Raw genomic sequence first — 23,927 nt, forward strand, 5'->3', positions numbered from 1 at the left:
GCATCGAGCTTCGGAAGCAGGAGGTGATGTCTCAGTGCCAACCCAAGGTCGGGCTTTACCGTTCATCCCGGTCTATCAATCGCCTGTCCCCAAGTTCAGAATCTTTAGGGCAAAACCTTATTGCCGCCAACGCTTGTCATTCATATAATTTTCAATCATCAATTATATGAACCCGCCGCATGCCATCCATCACCCTCTATCAACCACTTTCGCTTGAAGTCAGCCGCTGCTGCAAGCGAGCACCTCGATGCCGGGCGAGTCAAATTATTCTGCTTTATCAAACCGCGTAGCTCTCACTAAAGGAAATGTTTTAAATGATTAAAAAATTCCGTCCATTATTTGCCGTTGCCGTGCTGGCGGCCCTACTGACCGGTTGTGCCAGCGGCGTAAAGTATTCGGAAATGGCATCGGCCATTCCAACCCTTAAAGCGGATCAGGGACGTATTTATTTCTTCCGTTCTTCATCCATGATGGGCGCGGCGATTCAACCTGAAATCCGCTTGAACGATGAAGTCGTCGGTAAATCCCAGCCTGGCGGATTCTTCTTTGTCGATCGTCCAGCCGGTCAATATCGCGCAGCCAGTTCGACCGAAACGGAAAAGACCTTGAGCTTTTCTCTGGAGGCGGGTGAAACCAAGTATGTGCGGACTTCTGTATCGTTTGGCGCGCTCGTGGGTCGGGTCAATCCAACTTTGGAAACGCCCGAGCTGGCTGGCAAAGAATTGCCTTCGCTTAGTTTTACCGGCGAGACAGCGATTGCGAAGTAATTTGACTGATTGTTGATGCATGAAGTGAAGCGGCTCTGCGCGAGCCGCTTTTTTCTTTCGAGTGGTACGTCCGGCAGGGCGTGCTTACTTGATCGTGGGGATGGCCTACTGCTAAGGACGTTGGTCTTGCACTTCAAGTCTTTGATACGCTGGGCTGGGATGCCGGTGACGTGAGATAAGCAGTATTCAGGCTGACGTGCACTTCCGAACCTTTTCTGTCTAGACCTAAGTTTTCTCCCATCTCATCGTGGAATTTGTTGATTTTTCCCAACAGGTCGTCGATCTTCGTTTTAGTTTGTTCGTGACCGGGGGAATTCGCCATGTCTGTGCGCATCTTTTCCAACTCGTCCGTCATAAAATCAAGCCCTTTTTCCTTGCCCTCGGCCTGCATTGTCTTGATCAAATTTTTGTCTTTGCCTACCTTGGCGACGATGTTTTTAAAATCCTTGTATAAATGCTCGGATGCGCCCTTGTGCACGTCCTCCCGGCGAACTCCCCAATCAACGTCTTTCTTCGTGCCCGTTATCGTATGGAGAAAATTGGCGCTGTGCGTTACGCACCTTCCGACTGCCCCGATATGACGCTGGAGGGCCTTCTTCAGTCCGTCTTCTTTGTCCGCGTGAACCGTCTTGGAAAATACGGATGGCATACCGACTGACTCCCATTTTAAAAAGAGCTGCGGTACACCGTCTTTTTCTTTCAATTTGTCGAAAATCACGGTTCCTTTGCCTGATGGCATCCGATTTGAAAAATCTTCAATACCCTTTTGGGCTGCACCAGGCTTGAGCATGCCAGCGACGCCGCCCGCCAGTCCGGTATTGGATAAATTGGCCGGCATCGAATTGCTGCGTTCGTTAAAGTGGGTTGAGAGTCTGCCGTAGGCATTGGAAGACCCGTTAAGAAAATCAAACAACTTGCTACCTTCATCTTTCATGAGCATTGACCCTTTGCCGAGTACCACTGGGTCTCTGTCGGGCGACGCATTGTCCATGACGGCCTTTGCCTGCAAATACCAGGAGATTGCACGGGTCGTCTCCAGATTGGAGCTGACGTTAAACGCTCTTCCATCCCCGCCTTTTACCGTCAGTTCCTTGCCTGCTCCAGGCTCCTTATTGCCAATCGCATGAACCAGACGCTCCCCCATGTTGATGTACGTTTCAACTTCGCGTGGGCTGAGTTTGCTGCCGATATCCCTGGCGTATTGATTCATGACATCCGAGACGTTGACTGCGCCAAAATTTTCGGTGGCTATCTCCCTCTGCAAGACGCCTCCCGCCATCGGCGCGCCTAGCGAAGTGCGCATCAGATCGGCCAGCACTTTTGCCTGAGCCAAGTTCATCTTGCCGGTCGTCTGCCGTATGTCGGAGTTGGGAGGGGCCGTCTCGGATCGGACGGGCGCGGACGCCGATGAACGATTGCCGGACGTTCCTGATAAACCGGGGCCGTCATTCCCGGGCACCGGAGAAGTGGACGTTTTGAAAAAGGAAGGGAGATTGATACGCATCATGAGCTTTCCAGGAAGGCGAGATGGCCATAGATGCGTGGAAAAATATGGGAAGTTAGTTCCCTCGATATCTACTGGGCACTTCCAAAAAACCGTAGCCTGCGGTCAAGGTCGGAGCGACGACGTAGCAACACCGGCAGTCGTACGGCTGAAAATGTCTGGCGGTAAGCATTTGTAAGTATTTTGCCGATAGTCAACGATTTTCATGTGGTCGCGTTGAAGCTCTGTACTACCCAACCCCCGATCCACGTCTTTCTCGGAAGAGTCTATTCATGCGCAAAAACATACTGCCCGCACTTATCGCCTTAGCTGTCATTTCCCCCATCACCGGATACGCAAGCAACGCAGGCCAGGACGCTGCCGACCATCTTGCTGCGGTGCCGGCCACGATGGTCGCCGCCAATCAAGTCAAGGCAAGTCCGGTTGCCAGTGCCGGCATGGTGGTCGATAGCTTTAGCGGCCCGGTCACGGCCAACGAAATAAATTCATTCAAGTCGTATATCCAGACCCTGGTGCCGGCGACCGACAATATCGGCAATCAGTGGGCGCAGGGGGCAAGCGGCGAACAGACCAAGGCAATGGGCCTGGTCTACGAAATCACCGGCGACCGGGCTATCCTGGACAAGATGATCGTCTTTTGCGACAGCGTGCTGTCCGAGCGCAACGACCTGGCCGCAGCACCGGTCGGCCAACATCAAATATGGACCGGTAACGTCGATCCGGTCTGGCCCAACGATCTTTCGGTCACGCCGATCGGGACCGGCGGCGAGCAGGGCGATCCGGTCGGACATCTTGGTTATTGCGCCCGGCTGATTCTGAGCACGCCCTCGATCTGGCATCTGAAAGTCGGCGGCGGCGATCCCAATAACTTTGGCGCGGATTATTTTAGTCGCGCCAAGAAATATGTGGAGCAAGCGGATTACAGCATCGATCATCACATTTTCAAATCCTTGCTGAATTTGTCGAAAAATAATCTCTATTATTTTTCCGTCGCATCGCCGTATAAATCCGGCGAGCCGGTGCCATGGAACCAGCAGATGATGTTCAACTACGCGTTGCAAAATCTCGCGGCGTCTCACGAAATTCTCGGCGATGATCCGGCCCGCGCGGCAAAGTACAACGCCATCATTAGCGCCAATTTCTCCTCTTTCTTTGCTTCCGGCGTGACGCCTTACGTCAGTAAAAAAGGCCACGAAGTCTACGATTGGGGCTACGCATTGCCCAACCGGACGGGCGAAGACAATAACCACGGCAGTCTCGATATGGTCGGCTTCTATCGCGCCTATATGGCTGGCGGCTATGGTGTGTCCAGCGCAGAAATGACCAAGTTCGCCAACACCTATGTCGACGTGGTGACGCGTGGCCCGCATGACTATGCAGGCCGTATGAACGGCGGCGACGGCACCGGCAACAGCGCGCCAACCAACTACGTCAGAGGCGGCTATTTCTTCCTGGCGGAATTTTTGCCGGACCAGTATCAAAACATGGTGGGAGCGGATCTCACCGTCGGTAAGGCCACTGGCAAGATCGACCAGTTTTCACGCTTCTTGTGGGCGAAAAACCAACGCTATGTAAAAAAAGCGCGATAAGGTCAATCTGACTTGGCAGGCCAACTCCGAAATTTGATGTTGGTCTGCGCGTGCGCATCACTCGGGACACTAGATCAACTGACGCCAATCCTGACCGGCGGATCGAGCCTGAGATATTTTGTGGAAAGTTAACCTCACCCTCCTTGATACAAAGATCGCCAGATAATCGTGAATCTGGGCCTGCTCTTTTAGCAGCATCAGAATCTCTTCATACACAGGCGTAATTTCTTGTACCGGCCGTTTGAGCTCCTCGGCAAGTAATTTAATGTAGTGGAGATGCCTCAAATGATCTTGGCTGTCGGTATACAACGCCTTGTTCAGCATTCAATATCCCCTGCGGAAATTTGCCTCTGCACGTTGATCGCAGCGTTCGCGTACCGACCATAACGTTTCCGTGCAAAAAGTAGTGCCAGCGCTTGAACGCATCGTTGAACGAATGCCAGATTGGGTTTTTGTTTTGTGCGAGGGAAACGAGACGCGTAAATCCGTGGTTCTTACGCACACACCACTAGATAGCAAGTCTCCTTGAGCGCAATTGTGAGGTACTGGGAATAAGCCGCGAAGCGATCACGAAGCTCAGCTTGATGTCAGAGCTTCGTGATCAGTTTAGACATCGATGAATTCGTGTCAATGGCATCGCGTAAAGATATGGAATTGAGATTGTTTTGAGAAGTGCGGGTTGTAGTTGTCAAGTCATCTGCTTGATGGTTGCAGCATGAAAAAAAAAAGCGGCTCTGCATGAGCCGCTTTTTTCTTTTGAGGAGTGCGTCCGGCAGGGCGCGCCTACTTATTCAAAATACCGCTTGATCACGTCGCCAAAAGCGTCTTCGGCCGACATGCCCTTTTTCATCAGATCGGTGATTTCGTCCGAATATTCGCCGATGCTGGCCGGCAGTGTCTGACGGTTGTTTTTGAAGTATTCGTACTTGGCGGTGTCGACCAGGTCCTTGGCTTTGATCGTTGCGGTGCTGCTGCGGGTGCTGCCGCTGCCGACGCGGCTGGTGCGGGTGGTGGTGCTGGTCTTGCCGCCGCCTGCGATGGCGAGCTTGACTTGATCGAGCGTGAATATGCCGGTGGCGTTGCTGCCGACGAATTCATCTTCTTTAGGCTGCAGCAGATGACTGTTGCTGTCGAACGCCATTTTTTTGCCGGCAGTGTTGATTACTTGGTAATTCGGGCGCTGTCCGGGGCCGGTCAGGCCGAATTGCACGCGATCGCCGTAGGCCACCATTTTTCCCATGACGTCGTTCAGGTAGTCTGGTTTGAGGGTCTCGATCTTGCCGTTCCAACGTTTGTTTCGTGTCGTGTTCAAAATATGCTATTTCCAGTAATGATGGTTGATTCCGATCACGCTACGCGTCCCCCGTGTCGTGATTCCCCTGCTTACAAATCAGGTTTTTTGCACATTATCCCCCGACACGATTTGTTCCGAATGACTGGTTGAAAAATATTTTCCGCAGACGGTCATGTTTTTTGTTTCTTTTGGTCGTTAACGCCTGGGCTTTGGGGGAATTGAAAAAGAGCAGCGAAAGTTTCATGGACTGCAGTTTTCGGGCACTATTTCAGCACCGAAAGAAATGAACCTTCCTTGCCTTGAGCGCAACATCCGACTTGAGGCACCCTGAATCGGCAGATCCGGAGGCACTAATGAAAAGAATTCCAGCGGTCCTGGCCCTGAATTATTTTGTGTTCTCGATGGCTTGGGCGGAGAGTCCGGCAGCGCCCGCTGTCGCCGCCAAATCCTGGCTTTTATTGGACGTAACCAGTGAGCATGTGATTGCTTCGCATGAACCTGAGCTGCGGGTCGAGCCTGCGTCGCTGGTGAAGTTGATGACAGGCTATCTTGCATGCGCCGCCATCGATGCCAAAAAAATTGATATGGCGCAAATGGTCAACGTTTCGACCCGGGCCTGGAAAGTCGATCGCGACGGTTCGAAGATGTTTATCGAACCTGGCAAACCGGTCAGCGTGCAGGACTTGTTATACGGCTTGATCGTGCAGTCCGGCAACGACGCCGCGGTGGCTATCGCCGAGGCGGTGTCAGGCACCGAAGAAGCCTTTGTGGCCGAGATGAACGGCATGGCGGACATCATGGGCTTGAAAAACACCCGCTTTGCCAATTCGCATGGGCTGCCAAGCGCGGACAATTATTCGACCGCGGGCGATCTGGCTATTTTGGCGACGCATGTGGTCGAGGATTATCCGGAGTGCTACAAAATCTATGCGGTCAAGAGCTTCACCTATAACAAAATCACGCAACCGAATCGGAATCGCTTGTTATCGCTGGATGCCAATATCGACGGCATCAAGACCGGGTACACGGAGGCATCGGGCTACAGTCTGATTGCTTCGGCCAACCGGCCCAGCGGCACCGGTACGAGCACTCGGCGGCTTATCGCGGTGGTGTTGGGGGCGCCGTCCGGCAACGTGCGGACGCAGGAAAGCCAGAAATTATTGCATTGGGGTTTTCAGAATTTCGACACCGTCAAGTTGTATGGGCGGGGACAAGCGATTGCGACGCCAGCGGTGTGGAAAGGGTTGCGCAAGCAAGTCAAAGTCGGGTTCGCCGAGGATGTCTTTGTCACGCTCCCCAAAGGGGATGTCAAGAAACTCAAGCCGGTGCTTGAAATGAATGATCCGCTGCTGGCGCCTATTTTTGCCGGCAACCAGCTGGGGCACTTGAAGGTGGCGGTTGACGGTGCGGTCCTGCTGACCAGGCCGATTGTGGCGCTGGAGGATGTCGAGCAAGCCAACATTTTTGCGCGGATGGTGGATGCGGTGTGGCTTTGGATTAAGAAGTAATTCCTAGCGCGGCATGCTCGGGGATTTGGCCTGGAAACCTAGTGGCGACGTCAAAAAAACGCACTAGAATGAAATTTGAGAGAACCGGTCTCGATCTGTGATGAAACACCACATACGCTATCTACACTACGCGTCGGAGTTTTCCAAATTCCTCGAAGAATTAAAGCAACAACATCCCGAGATTGAGGAACATCAGCGCGAGGGTTTCGCCTTGCTGTGGGACCGGCCGCCGCTTGACCTGGAGGAACAGGAGCGCGCGAATGCGTCCGAGGTAAAGCCCAAGGCTTACGTGTACGCCTGAGCAATGCGTGGTTAGTGCTGGTGGCAGCGGAACAATTCCATTTTCAAAAAAATCTAAGGAGTATTGATCGAGTAGGAGGTAATGCATATGGACATGAAATTGAGCGTCAAGCGATGGCAGGATTGGGGCAATTTATTACTTGGGGCTTGGCTATTTGTTTCTCCTTGGGTCATGCAGTATTCGTCCGACCTGCCCAACGCGATTTGGAACGCCCACCTGCTTGGGGCGGCGATTGTGGTGTTCGCGGCATTTGCCGTTTATATCCCCAGGGTATGGGAGGAAGCGCTGAATACGGCATTGGGCATCTGGATGATTGTGTCGCCTTGGGTGCTGGGCTTTGCTTCTGAAAAAAGTGTGGCCGCGAATGCCGTGGTCGTCGGTATTTTGGTTGCAGCTTTTGCTGGCTGGGCCATGGTGCACGACAAGAATTTCGATAAATGGATGCATGAGCATCATGTGACGCACTAGCATTTCGTAGCTGCCAACAGATAAAGCATCAAATAATTCGCCCGCTGAGTAATCCGGCGGGTTTTTTTATGCGCATTTGACATACAGCGAGCGCGGCGAGCTTGATAAAACCATTGCTATTCGGAAATCGGAGAATAAGCTGTAGAAGATATGACGCTTGCCTGGCAAGCGTTCTTTTATGTGGAGATGGGCCATGAAATTCTCCCGCCGCGCGACCGATAAACTGCCAAACGATGTCGCCAAGAACGAGGTGTCGCCGGCGACGCGGATGGCCACCGCCAGCCAGCGCAAGTTCGCGCTCTGGATGTGCGTCACGCTGTGCGTGATTACCGTTTTCCTGCTGCCGTTTGCGCAAGCGCAATGGGGCAAGGTGCCGGCGTTTCTTCCCTCCTATCAGACGGCGGTGATCGGCACCTATCTGGTGACTGCCTACCTGATGTACGGCCACTACAAAGCCACCCGTTCGGAAGCGTTGCTGCATCTGAGCGCGGGTTGTTTGTACACTGCCGGCATCTTGATCGTGCAATTCATGTCCTTCCCCGGCGCATTTGTCGAACATGGTTCTCTACTGGGAGGAGGGCAAACCACAATCTGGCTGTGGTTCTTCTGGCACGCAGGCCCGGCGGTCGGCATCCTGCTTTTTGCGTGGAGCGAATTTAGACGGCCCGGCTATCTGGCCGTGAATCATCAGCAAGCCATTCGCCAGACAGGGATCGTGCTGGCAATCGCGTTTGCGGCGACGGTGGTCCTGGTCACCGTGTTCCATGCCTGGCTTCCGGTGCTGGACGTCAAAGGCAATTTCAGCAGGATCACCAGCACCGGCATCGCACCTGCGCTTCAAGTGCTGTTGACGCTGTCGCTGGTCATACTATGGCGCGCCAGTCGCTTCCGTAATGTTTTGCATGTGTGGCTCGGCATCACGCTGGTGGCGCTGTTGTGCGATAACGCCATTACGATGATGGGAGCATCCCGGCTGTCGCTCGGCTGGTATATCGGGCGCATCAATGCGCTGATTTCCTCATCGGTCATGATGTTGGTCTACCTGCAAGACATCAAGCAATCCTATGTGACCAGCATGGCGATTGCCGACCGTTTGGCCAGTTCCAATGCGCAGTTGGAAATGCAGGTCGATAAAGCGCGGCTCGACACGCTGACCAAACTTCCCGGCCGCGATCTGTTCGGCGAGAGAGCCGAATTGCTGCGCGCCTCAAGTGTGGCGGGCGGCTTGGGCTTTGCCACCTTGTTTATCGATTTGGACGGTTTCAAGTCGATCAACGATCGTTTCGGCCATGAACATGGCGATATCGTCCTGATTCGCGCGGCTGATGCGCTGCGATCCGTGTTGCGCGATACCGATGTAGTAGGGCGTCTCGGCGGCGATGAATTTGTCGCATGCCTGAGCACGCCCGCCGGCGCCGTATTGGAGATTGCCAATAAGATTTCCGAACGCATCGTCGACAAAATCGGCAAGATCGGCGATGGCCTAGGCGCCAGCGTCGGGGTCAGTATTTGCAATACGGATATGACCCGCGCTTTACAGGAAGCCGATGAAGCGATGTACGACGCCAAGAAGCTTGGCAAGAACAGATTCAACCTGTTCCACGACAAGCCGAAGCTGGTGAATCTGGCGAGCGGTTGAAACCGTGTGAAATAGGGGAGGTGGTCCCGCCAACAGGAATCGGACCTGTATCTAGCGCTTAGGAGGCACTTGTTCTATCCATTGAACTATGGCGAGGGAATGATTTTGACGGGATAGAATAAGTCATTGCTTTCAACGATATTCCTAATGAATTCAAGCGCTTAAGAAAACTTTTGTGCGCCTTCATATCGTCCCGCATCAATCCGGATCGCCCGATATCACGACCTCCTTACTACCGATTTGCTACAAATCGGCAGGCGCTGGAGGGCGCAAATCCGGCGAACCGGCAAGAGTATAACAAAGACTTTCCGATCAAAGGCGGAAGCTGGATGTTTATGAAAGAGAATTGAAGCGATCAAGCCGCTATGCAGGAAACAGCACCGCGGGATTGCCCTGGAACCATACATTCTCGATTTTCATATCCTGGACCAGCCACTTGCCTTGCTCACTATCTTGTTCGCGCACCAGCGAGACCGTGTAAATGTTCTTCAGCAGCAGGTTAGAGGTGTGATCGTTTTTTGGAACATGCTGCGCTTCCACCAATGCAAACAAGGTCGCTCCGCTGCCCTCTAGCGCCACCCGCGGATTGGTGACGGTATGGGTGGTGGCCAGGCCCGATACCGCGTGCATGATGGTGTTGACGATGTTGTCGCGGCCCTTCAGCACAGGCATTTCCACGCCGAAGCGTGCGGCCGGGCCGGTGAAGTCTAGCGTTGCATTTGGCGCGAATGCCGATTCGAATAGCGCTTTATCGCCGGTATCCTGGCCGGCGCCGAAACGATACAGGGCATCAATAATTTCTGTGTGGTCTTTAAATGTCAGGTCGGCAGGGGTGTTTGCAAGATGATCGGTATTTTTCATATATCCTCCAAAAAATGAACTGGAGGCAATATTAAAATCGAACACCAGTTGTCACAAGAACGCACCGCAAGGGGAATAAGTAACCAGATGGATACTAATGGACAAGTTATAAAAGTGGCATGCCTGCCGGAATCGAAGCGATGCCGGCGTCTGGTGCAGGAGACGCTTGAGTTGATCGGGAATAAATGGGCGGTGCCTATCGTTCTGACGCTGCATGCCAAATCGCCTTTGCGTAACAGTGATTTGAAACATTCGGTTGACGGCATCAGCCCCAAGGAGCTTGCCAAGCAGCTGCGCTTGCTGGAGGCGGCTGGCGTGATCGGCCGCAAGGTCTATCCTTCGATTCCGCCGCGGGTGGAATACTGGTTGACTGATTTGGGGAGCTCCTTGCATCCGCTGTTGGAGGGGCTGGCCGCCTGGGCTGCGCTGCACGGCGAACAAGTGGAGCGCAACCGGGACGAGTATGCCGCCGGCGCCGAGCAAGAGGCCGCAAGCGGATCGGTGGTCCACAGAATTTGGTAGCCGCGGAACGGGTCTTTCCGTCGCATTTGCGTGGTGTAGAATTCGTGTCCCCAAGGTGGCGGGAGGTGGTTTCGGCAGGCAAAGATTGCCGACCGGAACCCGCAGTCCGCGCTACCTGTCAACCATGCCATCGAAGAAATGAACATCACTATCAACGAGGAACTGCGCAGCTATATCGACCCGCTGACCGCCAATGAATATGCAGCACTTGAGCGCAGCATCCTGGCCGAAGGCTGCCGCGACGCGCTGGTGTTGTGGGGCGAGGTGCTGATCGACGGTCACAACCGTTATGCAATTTGCCAGAAACACGGCATCGAGTTCCGGACCGTGCAAAATGCTAATTTCTCGACTATCGATGATGTGCTGTTGTGGTTGATCGATAATCATCTGGCACGGCGCAGCGTGTCTGATTTCCAGCGCGGCGTGCTGGCGCTGCGCAAGAAAGACCTGGTTGCGGCCCGCACCAGAGCGCAGCAGGACAGCGCGCTGCCGGTTGTTGCGGCGGAGCTGCCGGCGCCGGCTCCGATCGGCACGCGCGAAGAGATCGCCAAGATCGCCGGCATCAGCAGCAATACGATCAGCCAGATCGAAAAAATCCAGAAAACCGCCGCGCCTGAATTGGTCGAGGCAGTCCGGGCCGGCACCATCTCGATCAATGCCGCGGCGGCCGTTGCTTCGCTGCCCAGCGCCGAACAAGTCGCGGCGGTTGCCGGCGGCAAAAAAGAGTTGCAGCAGGCGGCGAAACTGGTGCGCGAAAAGAAATCGTCGGCCAGGCCGGCCCGCACCGACGATCCGCTCGAAGCGCCAAGTGCAGCGCCGGCAAAGGAAAGCGAAGTGGTCAACGAGGCAGCCAATGAAGTTGCCTTGCTAAGCGCGAGAATTGACGAGCTGACGGCCGAAAATACTGCGCTGAAGCAGCAAATCGCTACGCTGAATGCGGCTTTGGAGGACGCCAATCGTAGCGCGGCATCTGCTTGAGGCGATATCATCAAGCGCGGTGAAAGTGTTGAGATTTCTTTTCACTTTGCTACACTCCCGGCTTTATTTACGGAGATAGCATGGCCGACCCCAAGAACATCGTCATTACGCCCGAGATCCCTAACGACAGCCTGCATCCCGACTTTGCGCTGATTTGCCGCGATATCGGCTTTGAGGTAGGCACCTCGCTCAAGCCGCAGCGCAAGGCGCAACTTTTCTCGGCCTTGGCCGACCTGAACGCATTGGCGCTGGAGCTGCGCGGCAATACCCGGAATCCGAGCTTGAACGGTTTTCTTGACGGCGTGATTACTGCGCTTGAAGAGTGAGATTTTGCTGCGAATCCGACGGGCACCTCGAACTTCACAGGCCTGCGACCATCAGGCCGCAGGTTTGATCATCTTCGCAAAATACGCAGAACTGCTTATTGATTAGCTGGAGCGGCAGCAGGGGCTTCGACCGGGGCTGGGGCAGGCGTCGAGGCAGGAGCGGCAGCAGCTTGTGCTTTCTGCTCCGCAGCTTTCTTGTTAGCCATGTGGCGGCCAACGACGCAGCCGCCAATGGCGCCGACTACCGCATGATGACCCGCGTAATGTCCGGCAACGGCGCCTACCGCTGCGCCTTTCAGGCATCCTTTAGCACTGGCAATCCCTGATGCAGCTGTGAGAGCAATTGCACATGACAGTACGATAATAAGCTTTGATTTCATTTTTTCCCCAGTCACTATTAATGTTGGACTACCGCGTATTAACGGTTGCGAGGCTGGAACCGGTTGACAGGTCGATGTCGCGTAGTGCCCAACAGCCGAGAATAATTGGCATCAGCGCATCAACTGCGCAACTAACAGCGATTTGGTCCGCGCTATAGGTACAATGCGCACTTCATTCATTTAATTCACTGCGTGTCGTTTGCCGCAGATCTTTCTGGTCCCATCCTATTTATGGCAGTCATCTCTATTACCAATGCGCAGCTTGCGTTTGGCCACGTCGCGTTGCTCGATCGCGCGGAATTTTCCCTGGAAACCGGCGAACGGGTCGGCCTGATCGGCCGTAACGGCACCGGCAAGTCGTCGCTGCTGAAGACCATCGCCGGCGTGTCCAAGCTGGATGACGGCTTGATGGTGATGCAGCAAGGCATCAAGATCGCTTATGTCGATCAAGAGCCGCATTTCGAGCCCGAGATGTCGGTATTCGACGCGGTGGCGTCGGGCATGGGCGAGATGCAGGCGCTGCTGAGCGAATACGATGCGCTGACCGGCCAGTTCGGCGGCGACGACGATGACGCCATCATGGAGCGCATGCACGATATCCAGAGCAAGCTGGATGCCGCCGATGCCTGGAGCTTGACCAACAAGGTCGAGACCACGCTGGATCGCCTGAATCTGAACAAAGAAGCATTGATGGGCACGCTGTCGGGTGGGATGCAAAAACGCGTCGCGCTGGCTTGCGCTTTGGTCAGTGCGCCCGACGTGCTGCTGCTGGACGAGCCGACCAACCATCTGGATTTCAGCTCGATCATGTGGCTGGAAGGCTTGCTGCGCGACTACAAGGGTAGTGTGCTGTTCATCACCCACGATCGCAGCTTCCTGGATAACGTCGCCACCCGCATCATCGAACTGGATCGCGGCCGCTTGCTGTCTTTCCCCGGCAATTTCACTACCTACCAGGTGCGCAAGGCTGAACAGCTGGAAATCGAGGAAATTGAAAACGCCAAATTCGACAAATTTCTGGCGCAGGAAGAAATCTGGATCCGCAAAGGCGTGCAAGCGCGTCGCACTCGCGATGAGGGCCGGGTACGGCGGCTGGAAGCATTGCGGCTGGCGCGCAGCGCGCGCCGCGAGCAACAGGGGCAGGTCAAGCTGGATGTTTCTTCCGGCGAGCGTTCCGGCAAGATCGTGGCGGAGCTGACGGAAGTCAATCAAGCGTTCGGCAGCAAAGTGATCGTGCGCGATTTCAGCGCCACCATTTTGCGCGGCGACAAGGTCGGCCTGATCGGTCAGAACGGCGCCGGCAAGACCACCTTGCTGAAGCTGATCCTCGGCGAAAATCAGCCCGATAGCGGCACCGTCAAACAAGGCACCAAATTGCAGGTCGCGTATTTCGACCAGATGCGGGCGCAGCTGAATGAAGACGCCAGCCTGGCCGACACCATCGCGCCGGGTAGCGACTGGGTCGAGATCAACGGTCAGCGCAAGCATGTGATGACCTATTTGAACGACTTCCTGTTTGCGCCGGAACGTGCGCGTTCACCGGTCAAATCGCTGTCCGGCGGCGAACGCAATCGGCTGCTGCTGGCGCGCTTGTTCGCCAAGCCGGCCAACGTGCTGGTGCTGGACGAACCGACCAACGATCTGGACATCGACACGCTGGAATTGCTGGAAGAATTGTTGGAGGACTATGCCGGTACCGTGTTCCTGGTCAGCCATGACCGCACCTTCCTCGACAATGTGGTGACGCAGGTGATCGCCGCCGAAGGCGACGGCATGTGGCGCGAATATGTCGGCGGTTACACCGACTGGGAGCGGGTGCGTCCGAGTCAGGCAGCGTCGATCGCCAAAGCCAAGAGCGAGATGAAAGTTGAAGCTAAAGCCGAGGTCGCACCACCGGCAGCGCCGAAACAGAAAAAATTGAGCTACAAAGAGCAGCGCGAACTGGAAGAGTTGCCGCTGTTGATTGCCAAACTGGAAGCGGAGCAAAAGACGATCTCAGGTCAGTTGGCCGACCCTGATTTGTACAAGCAAAAACCGGAAGAAGTGAAGCGCCTGAACGATCGTTTTGCCGAGATCGACGGCTTGCTGCTGGAAAGTCTGGAGAAGTGGGAAGTGATCGAGGCGCGCAGCAAGGGGTAATACTGCGGCGGCGCCGGCGCTGGCTTGAGGGGCAGCGCCGGAGCCAACTCAACGGCGCTGCGGCCGCCGAGCCTCCCGCAATGCAATTGCCTGCTGGCGCACGATTGGTGCGTCGGCCGCATGCGGCCGTTGCGCCAAATAATTTTCCAGGTCTTCCAGTGCCGCTTGCGGAGCATCCAGTTGTGCAAAAGCCAGTCCGCGGTCGCGCCGTTCCACCGCATCGCCGGGCAGCAGAATCAAGACTCGCTGCTGTACTTCAAGCAGGCGCTGCCACTGTTTGCCTTCCAGGAAAATCGCTTTCAAATTGCGCAGCATGCGGATCAGGATGTCGTGCGGATGGGCGATTTGCAAGTAGGCAATCAACGGGATTGCCGCGCGGTCCGCATCTTCATGTGCAGCCAGATAGGGCTCGAGCCGTTCTTCCAGTTCCTCGCGCGACAGGCTGGCGCCGCTGGCCGGGTCGATCATGATGTCGCCGGACGGAATGGATAATTTCATCAGGAAATGCCCTGGAAACGACACGCCGTTGACCGGCAAGCCAATCTGATGCGCCAGCTCCATGTACACCAGCGCCAGCGAAATCGGAATCCCGCGCCGCTTGACGATGACCCTATGCAGATAGCTATTGTCCGGATCGTAATAATTGTTGACGTTGATGGCGAATCCCAGCTCCTGGAAGAAGAAGTGATTCAGCAAGCGCAATTTTTGAATTGAAGATGCGTCAGCAGGCAAGCGCTGGCGCAGCGTGTTGGCGAGGCGATCAAGCTCGTTTTGCGGCGTGCCGAGATCCAGCTCTGGATAGGCGTCTTGCGCAATCGCCAGCGCTGCCTCAAACAGCGGCACATCGCTGGCCTGTTGCACCAGCGAAGTGAAGTAGTCCAGGGAAGTGATCGTCATGCTGGCTTTCCTCTTCCTAGTAAATAGTCGGTGCTTAACGCGCTACGCGTATGAACTCGCGAAAGCGAAATCCCATGATCAGTAAAGCGCCGAAATAGGTGGCGCCGCAAGCCGCCATGACGACCAGCAAGGCGCCGGTGCGGGCTAATGAACTGGTATGCGGACCGGTCCAATCAAATTGTCCTGCGCTCCATAAGGCGACTGCGGCCATCAGGAATAATGCGCCGACCAGACGTACCAGGTACAGCCCCCAACCCTTTTCCGGTTTGTAAATCTGACGGCGAAGCAGGCTCCACAGCAGGAAGCCGGCGTTCAGGCAGGCGCCGATACTGATCGATAGCGCCAGTCCTGCAACTTTGAAAATAGGGACAAACAGGTAATTCATCGCCTGGGTGGCGAGCAACACGCCGATGGCGATTTTGACGGGCGTTCTGATGTCCTGCTTGGCATAAAAGCCGGGAGCCAGGATCTTGACGACGATCAGGCCGATCAAGCCAACCCCATAGGCAATCAGGATTTTGCTGGTCATAGTGACCGAGTTAGCATCGAATTTTCCGTGCTGGAACAGCGTGGATGTCAGCGGGATTGACAGCGTGGCCAGTCCGACCGCGGACGGCAACGCCAGCAGGAAGGTCAGCCGCAAGCCCCAGTCCAGCAAAGATGAATATTCGGCGCGGTCGTTGTCGGCGTTGGCTTTACTCAGACTGGGCAAAAGAATGGTGCCCAGCGCCACTCCCAACAGCGCCGTGGGAAATTCCATCAGACGATCGCCGTACGATAGCCACGAGACGCTGCCGTGTTCCAGGCGCGACGCGATATTGGTATTGATCATCAGACTGATCTGGGCGGCGGATACCGCGAATACTGCGGGGCCCATTTTTTTCAGCACCCTTTGCACCCCGACGTCCCGCAAGCCGATCATGGGATTGAGCGAAATGCGCGGCAGCATGCCGATTTTGCGTAGGGCCGGGACCTGGATCGCGACTTGCAATATGCCGCCGACCAACACCGCGAATGCCATCGCATAGATCGGCTGTTGCAAATAGGGCGCGACGAACAGCGAGGCAACGATGAACGCCAGGTTCAGCAATACGGAAGTGAAGGCCGGAATCTTGAATTCGCGCCAGGTATTGAGAATGCCCCCGGCCAATGCAACAAATGACATGAAACCGATGTACGGGAACATGATCCGCGTCATCACCACCGAGGCGTGGAAAGCGTCTTGATTGTCTTTCAGCCCGGTCGCCAGAAAATAGACCAGCACGGGAGTTGCCAGGATGCCGATGATGCAGGTGGCCAGCATGGCCAGCGACAGCACGGTGGCGACATGATCGACTAGCTCCTTGGTCGCGGCATCGCCTTTCTGGTTTTTGTATTCGCCGAGAATCGGCACGAAGGCCTGTGAAAACGCGCCCTCTGCGAACAGTCGGCGCAATAGATTGGGGATGCGGAAGGCGATATTGAAGGCGTCGGTGTAGGCGGAGGCGCCGAAAGCACGCGCGAATAAAATTTCGCGAATCAGCCCAGCCACGCGGGACAACATCGTCATGCCAGAGACGGTGGCAAGCGTTTTGTGCAAGTTCATGGAGCGGGATTATAGCTGGAGGCAGGCGTTGCTTGCCCTTAAAAAATGTCGGATGGGTGGGGCTGACGGCAGGGGGGCAATATTTCCCCTGGCTATTGCGCCTGCACGGTACGCCGGTCGGGACGATGCGAGGCGATGTGCGTCGAGGCGGTAGCTTGGAACGATTTTCTAGCAACAGAATTGTTTCAGGGATAAGTCTGATTTGCCTGTTTTCTGAAAAGTAGTTATAATCCGTGGCTTTACAGAATTCTGCGCCGCGGTCTGGTTTGCCGCGTAAGCATCCCGACCTCGATTTAGGAAATATAAATGGCAAATACCGCACAAGCGCGTAAGCGTGCTCGTCAAGCAGTTCAGCAAAACCTGCACAACTCCAGTCAGCGTTCAACCCTGCGTACAGCGATCAAAGCCGCACGCAAGGCAATCGCTGGTGGCGACAAGGCTGCTGCAGCCGTGGTGCTTCAAAATTCCGTGTCGACCATCGACCGTATCGCGGACAAGAAGATCATCCACAAGAACAAAGCTGCTCGTCACAAGAGCCGTCTGTCCGCTGCCCTGAAAGCACTGGCTTAAATAGTATTTTGACCGTTGGCCTGGCTGACGGTTATTGCTAGACGAAAGAAAAACCCTGCATAAAGTTTTTATGCAGGGTCTTTCTGCGTTCTGAGTATTTATGTTGTTTTGTGATTGGCGGCTCTAGAGCCGCCTGCCTTCTTCGCGCCGTGTGATTACTGCTTTGGCAGACCTTCGATCACAGTTCCCGGCTTGATGTTCTTTTGCTTGAACCATCCCTTGTTCATTTCCAGCGCATAGAACGCAGGCTGCTGGGCGCAATGCGAATCAAGGGTTTGCGCCTTCATTTCCTCGATATTGATAATCTTGCCGGTTTCATCAATGAACGCGACCGACAGCGGGATCAAGGTGTTCTTCATCCACATGCAGATGCCTTGCGGTGCGCCAAACTGAAATACCATTCCTTCATTCGATCCCATTTTTTCGCGGAACATAAGACCTTGTTCGCGTTGTGCTTCCGTCGTGGCAACTTCTGCTTTGATCAGATGAATCCCGACATTAAGCGAGGTCACTGGAAAGTGCTGGAGTTGCTGAGACGAGGCGGGTAACGAAGCGAATGCGAGGGAAGTGGTCAATGCCGCTGAAGCCAGTGCTGCACGAAATGCGCGATTTTTTCTCATGTTGATGAGGTCTCCTTTGAAGTAAAGGAATTATACAGAGAGGAAAATGGCGGAGAGGAAAATTCGGAAAAGCGGATGAAGCGCGGTATTGCTGTATCACAGATGTTGTGCGGACAACAAAAAAGGCAGGACGCGCCTGCCTTTTTATTGAAGCTGATGCCTAAATTACTTAGCAGCAGGTGCTTCTTCAGCAGCGGCTGGAGCAGCTTTTGCTTTCTTAGCTTTGTGTGCTTTCTTAGCTTTGTGGTGTGCTTTCTTAGCAGCTGGAGCTGGAGCAGCAGCTTCTGTTGCAGCAGGTGCTGCTGGAGCAGCAGGTGCAGCGTCAGCAGCGAAAACGGAAGTTGCAAACAGGCCAGCAACCAAAGCAGCGATCAATTTGTTCATTTTGTAGTCCATTCAGTTAGCGAGTTAATCAATTCATGATTCACTTGAATCACGACAATTAACGGGGTGAGGCGCAGTCGGTTGACAGGTTTTTTATAAAAACCCATAAATTTTTTGGAGCCGCAAGAAAAAATTTCTTTCATGCAAATTTGTTCTTGCGAGGCAAGCTGACGTTCGTTAGCTTTATCGATTGCTCGGCTTGTTTAAGTCGGCAGGACTTATTTCACACGATTCACCTGGCCACAGTGGATGGCTTTCCAGGGAGACGTGACCGATAGCAACTCTGACCAAGCGTAGGGTAGGCAATCCAACAGCCGCCGTCATGCGGCGTACTTGACGATTTTTACCTTCGGTCAGTGTTAGCGCCAGCCAACTGGTGGGTTTGTCGTGGCGCTCCCGGATCGGCGGCGTACGTGGCCATAGCCAGTCCGGCGTTTCGATCTGCCGGACCTGGCATGGTTGAGTGACAAAATCGCCGAGATCGATTCCGTCCCGTAGTCTTGCCAACATCGTCGCATCAGGTATGCCCTCGACCTGACTTAAATAGGTCTTCGGCTGTTTGGATGTCGGGTGACTGATGTTGTGCTGCAATTGACCGTCATCGGTCAAAAGCAATAGACCTTCACTATCCGCATCCAGGCGTCCTGCCGGGTAAATATTCGGAATGTCGAGGTAGTCGGCCAGCGTTTCGCGGCTAGGGTGTGCCGAGAACTGGCACATCACCTGGAATGGCTTGTTGAATAGAATAAGAGGCATACCGTAGTGTCGCAAAAACATGGCGTCTAGTAAAATACTAGTGCATAATACGAAATGACTGTCTTATGTCTTATATAAGACTCAGGCTTGCTTTACAATCAAAACCCGAGCCGATCTTTCCTCCCCAACTCCGGAGATACTGATGTCCCAACATATCAAAGTGCCTGCAGAAGGCAAAAAAATCACCGTTAACGCAGATTTCTCAATCAACGTTCCAGACACTCCAATCATTCCTTATATCGAAGGCGATGGTACCGGTGTGGATATTAGCCCGGTCATGATCAAGGTGGTGGACGCTGCGGTGGCCAAAGCCTATGGCGGCAAGCGCAAGATCAGCTGGATGGAAGTGTTTGCCGGTGAAAAATCGACTAAGGTTTATGGCCCTGATGTCTGGTTGCCTGAAGAAACGCTGGCTGCGGTCAAGGACTATGTTGTTTCGATCAAGGGCCCATTGACGACTCCGGTCGGCGGCGGCATCCGTTCGCTGAACGTGGCCCTGCGTCAAGAACTCGATCTGTATGTCTGCTTGCGTCCCGTGCGTTATTTCAAGGGCGTGCCATCGCCAGTGCGCGAACCGGAAAAAACCGACATGGTGATTTTCCGTGAAAACTCGGAAGATATTTATGCCGGTATCGAATGGCAAGAAGGTAGCGATGGCGCCAAGAAGCTGATCGATTTCCTGGTGAAGGAAATGGGCGTCAAGAAAATCCGTTTCCCTAACACCTCTGGTATCGGTATCAAGCCGGTTTCGCGTGAAGGCACCGAGCGTCTGGTACGCAAGGCAATTCAATACGCGATCGACAATGACAAGCCGTCTGTGACCATCGTTCACAAGGGCAACATCATGAAGTTCACCGAAGGTGGCTTCCGTGATTGGGCTTACGCACTGGCGCAAAAGGAATTCGGCGCCGAGCTGATCGATGGCGGTCCATGGGCGAAATTCAAGAATCCGAAGACCGGTCGCGAGATCATCGTCAAGGATTCGATCGCTGATGCGTTCCTGCAACAAATCTTGCTGCGTCCAAACGAATACAGCGTGATTGCTACGCTGAACCTGAACGGCGACTATATTTCCGACGCACTGGCTGCACAAGTTGGCGGTATCGGTATCGCTCCTGGCGCCAATCTGTCGGATTCTGTGGCAATGTTTGAAGCCACGCACGGCACAGCGCCAAAATACGCAGGCAAAGACTATGTGAACCCAGGTTCGCTGATCCTGTCGGCTGAAATGATGTTGCGCCACATGGGCTGGTTGGAAGCGGCCGACCTGATCATCGACTCGATGCAAAAATCGATCGCGTCGAAAAAAGTCACCTACGACTTCGCACGCCTGATGGAAGGTGCGACGCAGGTTTCCTGCTCCGGTTTTGGCGATGTAATGATTGAAAATATGTAAATTTTGTGAAAATCTGAAGAAAGCCAGAACTTGTTCTGGCTTTTTTTACGCCTTTTACATTTGTGAAAAGCCTATCTCTGTATTACGGCGCCCCAATAAAAAAGGCCCCACCGCAGCGAGACCTTTTACAAAAGCTACTTAGTACTTAATGAAAAGAATTAAGGGGCTTGGATGTTAGAAGCTTGCTTGCCTTTAGGGCCTTGCGTGACTTCGAACTGGACTTTCTGACCTTCTTTTAGGGTCTTGAAGCCGTTCATCTGGATTGCGGAAAAGTGTGCAAACAAATCTTCACCGCCGTCGTCCGGAGTGATAAAGCCGAAGCCTTTAGAGTCGTTGAACCACTTGACTGTACCTGTTGCCATAAAATAGCGTCTCTCAAATAATGACTAATCACACGAGCCGTAAAAGCAAGAAGCCTCGCGTAACGCTGCCCCCTCCTAAAACTTGCTCACTTCTATTGATAAATAAAAATACTTATCAATAGATGCATTCTTCTCGTTAAAAATAAAAATGTCAAGTAATTTCCATTGGGCAATTAATTTTGTTGTTTTGTAACGCTTCTTGCTATTGATTTAATCTGTTCTAACGTCATCTGCATGGGAGCCGGAAAACGCGTAATATCGGTGTAAATATTATTTGATCCAGTATTGCGCATTGCGCATTTGTTTTAAGGTTTTAGAATAGGCGCATGGCAACCAAGCACGAAGACGGGACATTAGCGACGCGACAAGAGCAAAAGCTCAAGCCGCCGCCCATGTATCAAGTATTTTTGTTAAATGATGACTACACGCCGATGGAATTTGTCGTCGCGATCATCCAGGAATATTTCAACAAGGATCGAGAAGCGGCAACGCAGATCATGTTGAAGGTACATCGAGAGGGAAAAGGCATGTGTGGTGTTTATCCGAAAGATATTGCATCCACAAAAGTTGAACTGGTATTAACCCACGCTCGAAAAGCAGGGCATCCCCTGCAATGCGTGATGGAGGAAGCATGATTGCGCAGGAATTGGAAGTAAGTTTGCACATGGCATTTGTCGAAGCTCGACAAGCACGGCATGAGTTCATTACCGTTGAACACTTGCTGTTGGCGCTGCTCGACAATCCATCAGCGGCCGAAGTGTTGCGCGCGTGTGCTGTCAACATTGACGATTTGCGCAAGACGCTGACCATCTTTGTCGGTGACAACACGCCGACCGTGCCCGGGGCGAATGAGGTCGACACGCAACCGACGCTCGGTTTTCAGCGAGTGATTCAGCGCGCCATCATGCATGTGCAGTCCGCTTCCAACGGCAAGAAGGAAGTGACCGGCGCCAACGTGCTGGTGGCGATCTTCGGCGAAAAAGACTCGCACGCGGTGTACTACTTGCATCAGCAGGGAGTGACACGTCTCGACGTTGTGAATTTCATCTCGCACGGGGTGCGCAAGGATCAGCAAACCGACGCACAGAAATCTTCGGAGGGCGCAGAAGAGGTGCAAGCCGAAGGGCAGCCAAAAGAAAGTCCACTCGATCAATTCACGCAAAATCTTAATAAATTGGCGGTCGAAGGAAAAATCGATCCGCTGATTGGGCGTGAATATGAGGTCGAGCGCGTGATTCAAACGTTATGCCGTCGTCGCAAAAACAATCCCCTTCTGGTCGGCGAAGCCGGTGTCGGCAAGACCGCGATCGCGGAAGGATTGGCATGGCGCATCACGCAGGGCGAGGTTCCCGAGATCTTGCAAAATGCAGTGGTGTACTCGCTCGACATGGGTGCATTACTGGCTGGTACCAAATATCGCGGAGATTTCGAACAGCGCCTGAAGGCAGTGTTGAAACAATTGAAAGACAGCCCGAGCGGCATTTTGTTTATCGACGAAATCCACACGATCATCGGCGCCGGTTCGGCTTCCGGCGGTACGCTGGACGCATCCAATCTGCTGAAACCGGCGCTGTCGAGTGGTCAGCTGAAATGCATCGGAGCAACTACTTACACTGAATTCCGTGGCGTGTTCGAGAAAGATCACGCGCTGTCGCGACGCTTCCAGAAGATCGACGTCAACGAGCCGACTGTAGAACAAACCGTACAAATCCTGCGTGGCTTGAAATCGCGCTTTGAGGAACATCACGGCGTTAAATATTCCGCCTCGGCGCTGACCAGTGCTGCGGAGTTGGCGGCGCGCTTTATCAACGATCGCCATTTGCCGGACAAGGCCATCGACGTCATTGATGAAGCTGGTGCTGCGCAACGGATTTTGCCGAAGTCGAAGCAAAAGAAAACCATCGGCAAAGGTGAGATCGAAGACATCATTGCGAAGATTGCACGGATTCCGCCGCAATCGGTCAATCAGGACGATCGCAGCAAATTGCAGACCATCGACCGCGATCTGAGAAATGTCGTGTTCGGTCAGGATCCGGCAATTGATGCGCTGGCATCGGCAATCAAGATGGCCCGTGCCGGTCTGGGCAAGACCGACAGGCCGATCGGTTCGTTCCTGTTCTCGGGTCCGACCGGCGTCGGCAAAACCGAAGTGGCGAAGCAATTGGCGTTCATCATGGGCATCGACCTGATTCGCTTCGACATGTCCGAATACATGGAGCGTCACGCGGTCAGTCGTCTGATCGGCGCGCCGCCGGGCTATGTCGGCTTTGACCAAGGCGGGCTGCTGACCGAGGCTGTGACCAAGAAGCCGCACGCGGTATTGTTGCTGGATGAAATCGAAAAAGCACATCCGGACATTTTCAATATCTTGCTGCAGGTCATGGATCATGGTGCGTTGACCGACAACAACGGGCGCAAGGCTGATTTCCGCAATGTGATCATCATCATGACCACCAATGCCGGCGCGGAAAGTCTGCAAAAACGCTCGATTGGGTTCACCGAGAAGAAGGAAGCCGGTGACGAGATGGCCGACATCAAACGCATGTTTACGCCGGAATTCCGTAACCGGATCGATTCCATCATCAGCTTCCGCGCACTCGACGAAGAAGTCATCATGCGCGTGGTCGACAAGTTCCTGATGCAATTGGAAGAGCAGTTGCACGAGAAAAAAGTGGAAGCGGTCTTCTCCGAGAATTTGCGTAAATTCCTGGCTAGAAAAGGTTTCGATCCATTGATGGGCGCACGTCCTATGGCACGCCTGATTCAGGACATGATACGCAAGGCGCTGGCGGACGAGCTGCTGTTTGGCAAGTTGGTAAGCGGCGGTCGTGTAACAGTCGATCTGGATGACAAGGATCAAATCAAACTTGATTTTGCGGACAAAGATGCGACACCGCCGGCAGCGCCGCAGGAGACGGTTGAAGTGGAGTAAGCAGTAAATTCGAGGCGTATCAAGCAAGCCGATAGGCTCAAAAAAAGCCCGAATTCACGAAAGTGATTCGGGCTTTTTTGTATTTTGTGCAGTGCTGCGCACATTGCCTTTAAAGAAGCGATCCAGCGCAGTGGCGATGGATCGCTTTT

25 protein-coding genes and 1 tRNA gene are annotated in these 23,927 nt (G+C 53.9%); 14 read left to right on the forward strand and 12 right to left on the reverse strand.

Features of this window, described 5'->3' with window-relative positions; genetic code table 11:
- Positions 1-314 precede the first annotated feature (314 nt).
- Positions 315-767 carry a DUF2846 domain-containing protein gene (locus ACFPM8_RS13870; RefSeq protein ID WP_378998153.1) on the forward strand — a complete coding sequence of 151 codons (453 nt, stop codon included), beginning with the start codon at positions 315-317 and terminating at the stop codon, positions 765-767.
- 133 nt (positions 768-900) lie between these two features.
- Here ACFPM8_RS13870 and ACFPM8_RS13875 read toward each other — a convergent pair whose 3' ends face one another.
- Complete coding sequence (locus ACFPM8_RS13875) at positions 901-2,274, reverse strand: hypothetical protein (RefSeq protein WP_378998154.1); 1,374 nt, start codon at positions 2,272-2,274, stop codon at positions 901-903.
- A gap of 269 nt (positions 2,275-2,543) precedes the next feature.
- Between ACFPM8_RS13875 and ACFPM8_RS13880 the strand changes: the two genes are divergently transcribed.
- On the forward strand, positions 2,544-3,860 hold the full coding sequence (locus tag ACFPM8_RS13880; RefSeq protein WP_378998155.1) for a hypothetical protein: 1,317 nt from the start codon (positions 2,544-2,546) through the stop codon (positions 3,858-3,860).
- Positions 3,861-3,929: 69 nt separating this feature from the next.
- Here the strand turns inward: ACFPM8_RS13880 and ACFPM8_RS13885 are convergent, their stop codons facing one another.
- Both ACFPM8_RS13885 and ACFPM8_RS13890 read right to left on the reverse strand, forming a co-directional pair.
- Positions 3,930-4,184 (reverse strand): DUF3562 domain-containing protein, encoded by a 255-nt coding sequence (locus ACFPM8_RS13885; RefSeq protein ID WP_378998156.1) that lies wholly within the window; start codon positions 4,182-4,184, stop codon positions 3,930-3,932.
- A 463-nt stretch (positions 4,185-4,647) separates the two neighbouring features.
- Positions 4,648-5,172, reverse strand: coding sequence for a hypothetical protein (locus ACFPM8_RS13890; protein WP_378998157.1), 525 nt, complete (start codon positions 5,170-5,172; stop codon positions 4,648-4,650).
- A gap of 335 nt (positions 5,173-5,507) precedes the next feature.
- Between ACFPM8_RS13890 and ACFPM8_RS13895 the strand changes: the two genes are divergently transcribed.
- From ACFPM8_RS13895 to ACFPM8_RS13910, 4 genes are all read left to right on the forward strand, one after another.
- Positions 5,508-6,662 carry a D-alanyl-D-alanine carboxypeptidase family protein gene (locus ACFPM8_RS13895; protein WP_378998158.1) on the forward strand — a complete coding sequence of 385 codons (1,155 nt, stop codon included), beginning with the start codon at positions 5,508-5,510 and terminating at the stop codon, positions 6,660-6,662.
- Positions 6,663-6,762: 100 nt separating this feature from the next.
- Complete coding sequence (locus ACFPM8_RS13900) at positions 6,763-6,963, forward strand: DUF3460 family protein (protein ID WP_378998159.1); 201 nt, start codon at positions 6,763-6,765, stop codon at positions 6,961-6,963.
- A gap of 87 nt (positions 6,964-7,050) precedes the next feature.
- Positions 7,051-7,431: an SPW repeat protein gene (locus tag ACFPM8_RS13905; protein WP_378998160.1), complete on the forward strand. Its 381-nt coding sequence runs from the start codon at positions 7,051-7,053 to the stop codon at positions 7,429-7,431.
- A 193-nt stretch (positions 7,432-7,624) separates the two neighbouring features.
- Positions 7,625-9,070 carry a sensor domain-containing diguanylate cyclase gene (locus ACFPM8_RS13910; RefSeq protein ID WP_378998161.1) on the forward strand — a complete coding sequence of 482 codons (1,446 nt, stop codon included), beginning with the start codon at positions 7,625-7,627 and terminating at the stop codon, positions 9,068-9,070.
- 21 nt (positions 9,071-9,091) lie between these two features.
- On the opposite strand, the gene ACFPM8_RS13915 is transcribed toward ACFPM8_RS13910, so the two are convergent.
- Positions 9,092-9,166, reverse strand: a tRNA-Arg gene (locus ACFPM8_RS13915).
- A gap of 267 nt (positions 9,167-9,433) precedes the next feature.
- Positions 9,434-9,931 carry a nuclear transport factor 2 family protein gene (locus ACFPM8_RS13920; RefSeq protein ID WP_378998162.1) on the reverse strand — a complete coding sequence of 166 codons (498 nt, stop codon included), beginning with the start codon at positions 9,929-9,931 and terminating at the stop codon, positions 9,434-9,436.
- An 87-nt stretch (positions 9,932-10,018) separates the two neighbouring features.
- On the opposite strand from ACFPM8_RS13920, the gene ACFPM8_RS13925 reads away from it, so the two are divergent.
- The 3 genes from ACFPM8_RS13925 (at position 10,019) to ACFPM8_RS13935 (ending at position 11,757) form a co-directional block, all read left to right on the forward strand.
- Positions 10,019-10,453: a winged helix-turn-helix transcriptional regulator gene (locus tag ACFPM8_RS13925; RefSeq protein ID WP_378998163.1), complete on the forward strand. Its 435-nt coding sequence runs from the start codon at positions 10,019-10,021 to the stop codon at positions 10,451-10,453.
- A gap of 138 nt (positions 10,454-10,591) precedes the next feature.
- Positions 10,592-11,431: a hypothetical protein gene (locus tag ACFPM8_RS13930; protein ID WP_378998164.1), complete on the forward strand. Its 840-nt coding sequence runs from the start codon at positions 10,592-10,594 to the stop codon at positions 11,429-11,431.
- Positions 11,432-11,511: 80 nt separating this feature from the next.
- Positions 11,512-11,757 carry a hypothetical protein gene (locus ACFPM8_RS13935; protein ID WP_378998165.1) on the forward strand — a complete coding sequence of 82 codons (246 nt, stop codon included), beginning with the start codon at positions 11,512-11,514 and terminating at the stop codon, positions 11,755-11,757.
- 95 nt (positions 11,758-11,852) lie between these two features.
- On the opposite strand, the gene ACFPM8_RS13940 is transcribed toward ACFPM8_RS13935, so the two are convergent.
- Positions 11,853-12,137 (reverse strand): hypothetical protein, encoded by a 285-nt coding sequence (locus ACFPM8_RS13940; RefSeq protein ID WP_378998166.1) that lies wholly within the window; start codon positions 12,135-12,137, stop codon positions 11,853-11,855.
- A gap of 231 nt (positions 12,138-12,368) precedes the next feature.
- On the opposite strand from ACFPM8_RS13940, the gene ACFPM8_RS13945 reads away from it, so the two are divergent.
- Positions 12,369-14,276: an ATP-binding cassette domain-containing protein gene (locus ACFPM8_RS13945; RefSeq protein ID WP_378998167.1), complete on the forward strand. Its 1,908-nt coding sequence runs from the start codon at positions 12,369-12,371 to the stop codon at positions 14,274-14,276.
- Between the two features lie 48 nt (positions 14,277-14,324).
- Here the strand turns inward: ACFPM8_RS13945 and ACFPM8_RS13950 are convergent, their stop codons facing one another.
- Positions 14,325-15,173 (reverse strand): SirB1 family protein, encoded by an 849-nt coding sequence (locus tag ACFPM8_RS13950; protein WP_378998168.1) that lies wholly within the window; start codon positions 15,171-15,173, stop codon positions 14,325-14,327.
- 34 nt (positions 15,174-15,207) lie between these two features.
- Positions 15,208-16,758, reverse strand: a complete 1,551-nt coding sequence (murJ, locus tag ACFPM8_RS13955) for a murein biosynthesis integral membrane protein MurJ (protein ID WP_378998169.1) — start codon at positions 16,756-16,758, stop codon at positions 15,208-15,210.
- A 306-nt stretch (positions 16,759-17,064) separates the two neighbouring features.
- On the opposite strand from murJ, the gene rpsT reads away from it, so the two are divergent.
- A complete protein-coding gene (gene rpsT, locus ACFPM8_RS13960) occupies positions 17,065-17,328 on the forward strand; it encodes a 30S ribosomal protein S20 (protein ID WP_378998170.1) in 264 nt (87 codons plus the stop codon).
- Positions 17,329-17,483: 155 nt separating this feature from the next.
- On the opposite strand, the gene ACFPM8_RS13965 is transcribed toward rpsT, so the two are convergent.
- From ACFPM8_RS13965 to ACFPM8_RS13975, 3 genes are all read right to left on the reverse strand, one after another.
- Complete coding sequence (locus ACFPM8_RS13965) at positions 17,484-17,948, reverse strand: DUF192 domain-containing protein (protein WP_378998171.1); 465 nt, start codon at positions 17,946-17,948, stop codon at positions 17,484-17,486.
- A gap of 165 nt (positions 17,949-18,113) precedes the next feature.
- Positions 18,114-18,332, reverse strand: coding sequence for a hypothetical protein (locus ACFPM8_RS13970; protein WP_378998172.1), 219 nt, complete (start codon positions 18,330-18,332; stop codon positions 18,114-18,116).
- A 183-nt stretch (positions 18,333-18,515) separates the two neighbouring features.
- Entirely contained in the window at positions 18,516-19,088 is a 573-nt protein-coding gene (locus ACFPM8_RS13975) for a pseudouridine synthase (RefSeq protein WP_378998670.1), read from the reverse strand.
- 142 nt (positions 19,089-19,230) lie between these two features.
- On the opposite strand from ACFPM8_RS13975, the gene icd reads away from it, so the two are divergent.
- Positions 19,231-20,484 (forward strand): NADP-dependent isocitrate dehydrogenase, encoded by a 1,254-nt coding sequence (gene icd / locus ACFPM8_RS13980; RefSeq protein WP_378998173.1) that lies wholly within the window; start codon positions 19,231-19,233, stop codon positions 20,482-20,484.
- Positions 20,485-20,642: 158 nt separating this feature from the next.
- Here icd and cspE read toward each other — a convergent pair whose 3' ends face one another.
- Positions 20,643-20,846: a transcription antiterminator/RNA stability regulator CspE gene (gene cspE, locus ACFPM8_RS13985; protein WP_009665919.1), complete on the reverse strand. Its 204-nt coding sequence runs from the start codon at positions 20,844-20,846 to the stop codon at positions 20,643-20,645.
- A gap of 326 nt (positions 20,847-21,172) precedes the next feature.
- Here cspE and clpS point away from each other — a divergent pair, with 326 nt between their 5' ends.
- Entirely contained in the window at positions 21,173-21,481 is a 309-nt protein-coding gene (gene clpS / locus ACFPM8_RS13990) for an ATP-dependent Clp protease adapter ClpS (protein WP_378998174.1), read from the forward strand.
- Positions 21,478-23,778, forward strand: coding sequence for an ATP-dependent Clp protease ATP-binding subunit ClpA (gene clpA / locus ACFPM8_RS13995; protein WP_378998175.1), 2,301 nt, complete (start codon positions 21,478-21,480; stop codon positions 23,776-23,778). Before clpS ends, clpA begins: the two co-directional genes overlap by 4 nt.
- Positions 23,779-23,927 lie beyond the last annotated feature (149 nt).

The sequence above is a fragment of the Paraherbaspirillum soli genome (assembly GCF_042654985.1).
Classification (GTDB): Bacteria; Pseudomonadota; Gammaproteobacteria; order Burkholderiales; family Burkholderiaceae_D; genus Paraherbaspirillum; species Paraherbaspirillum soli.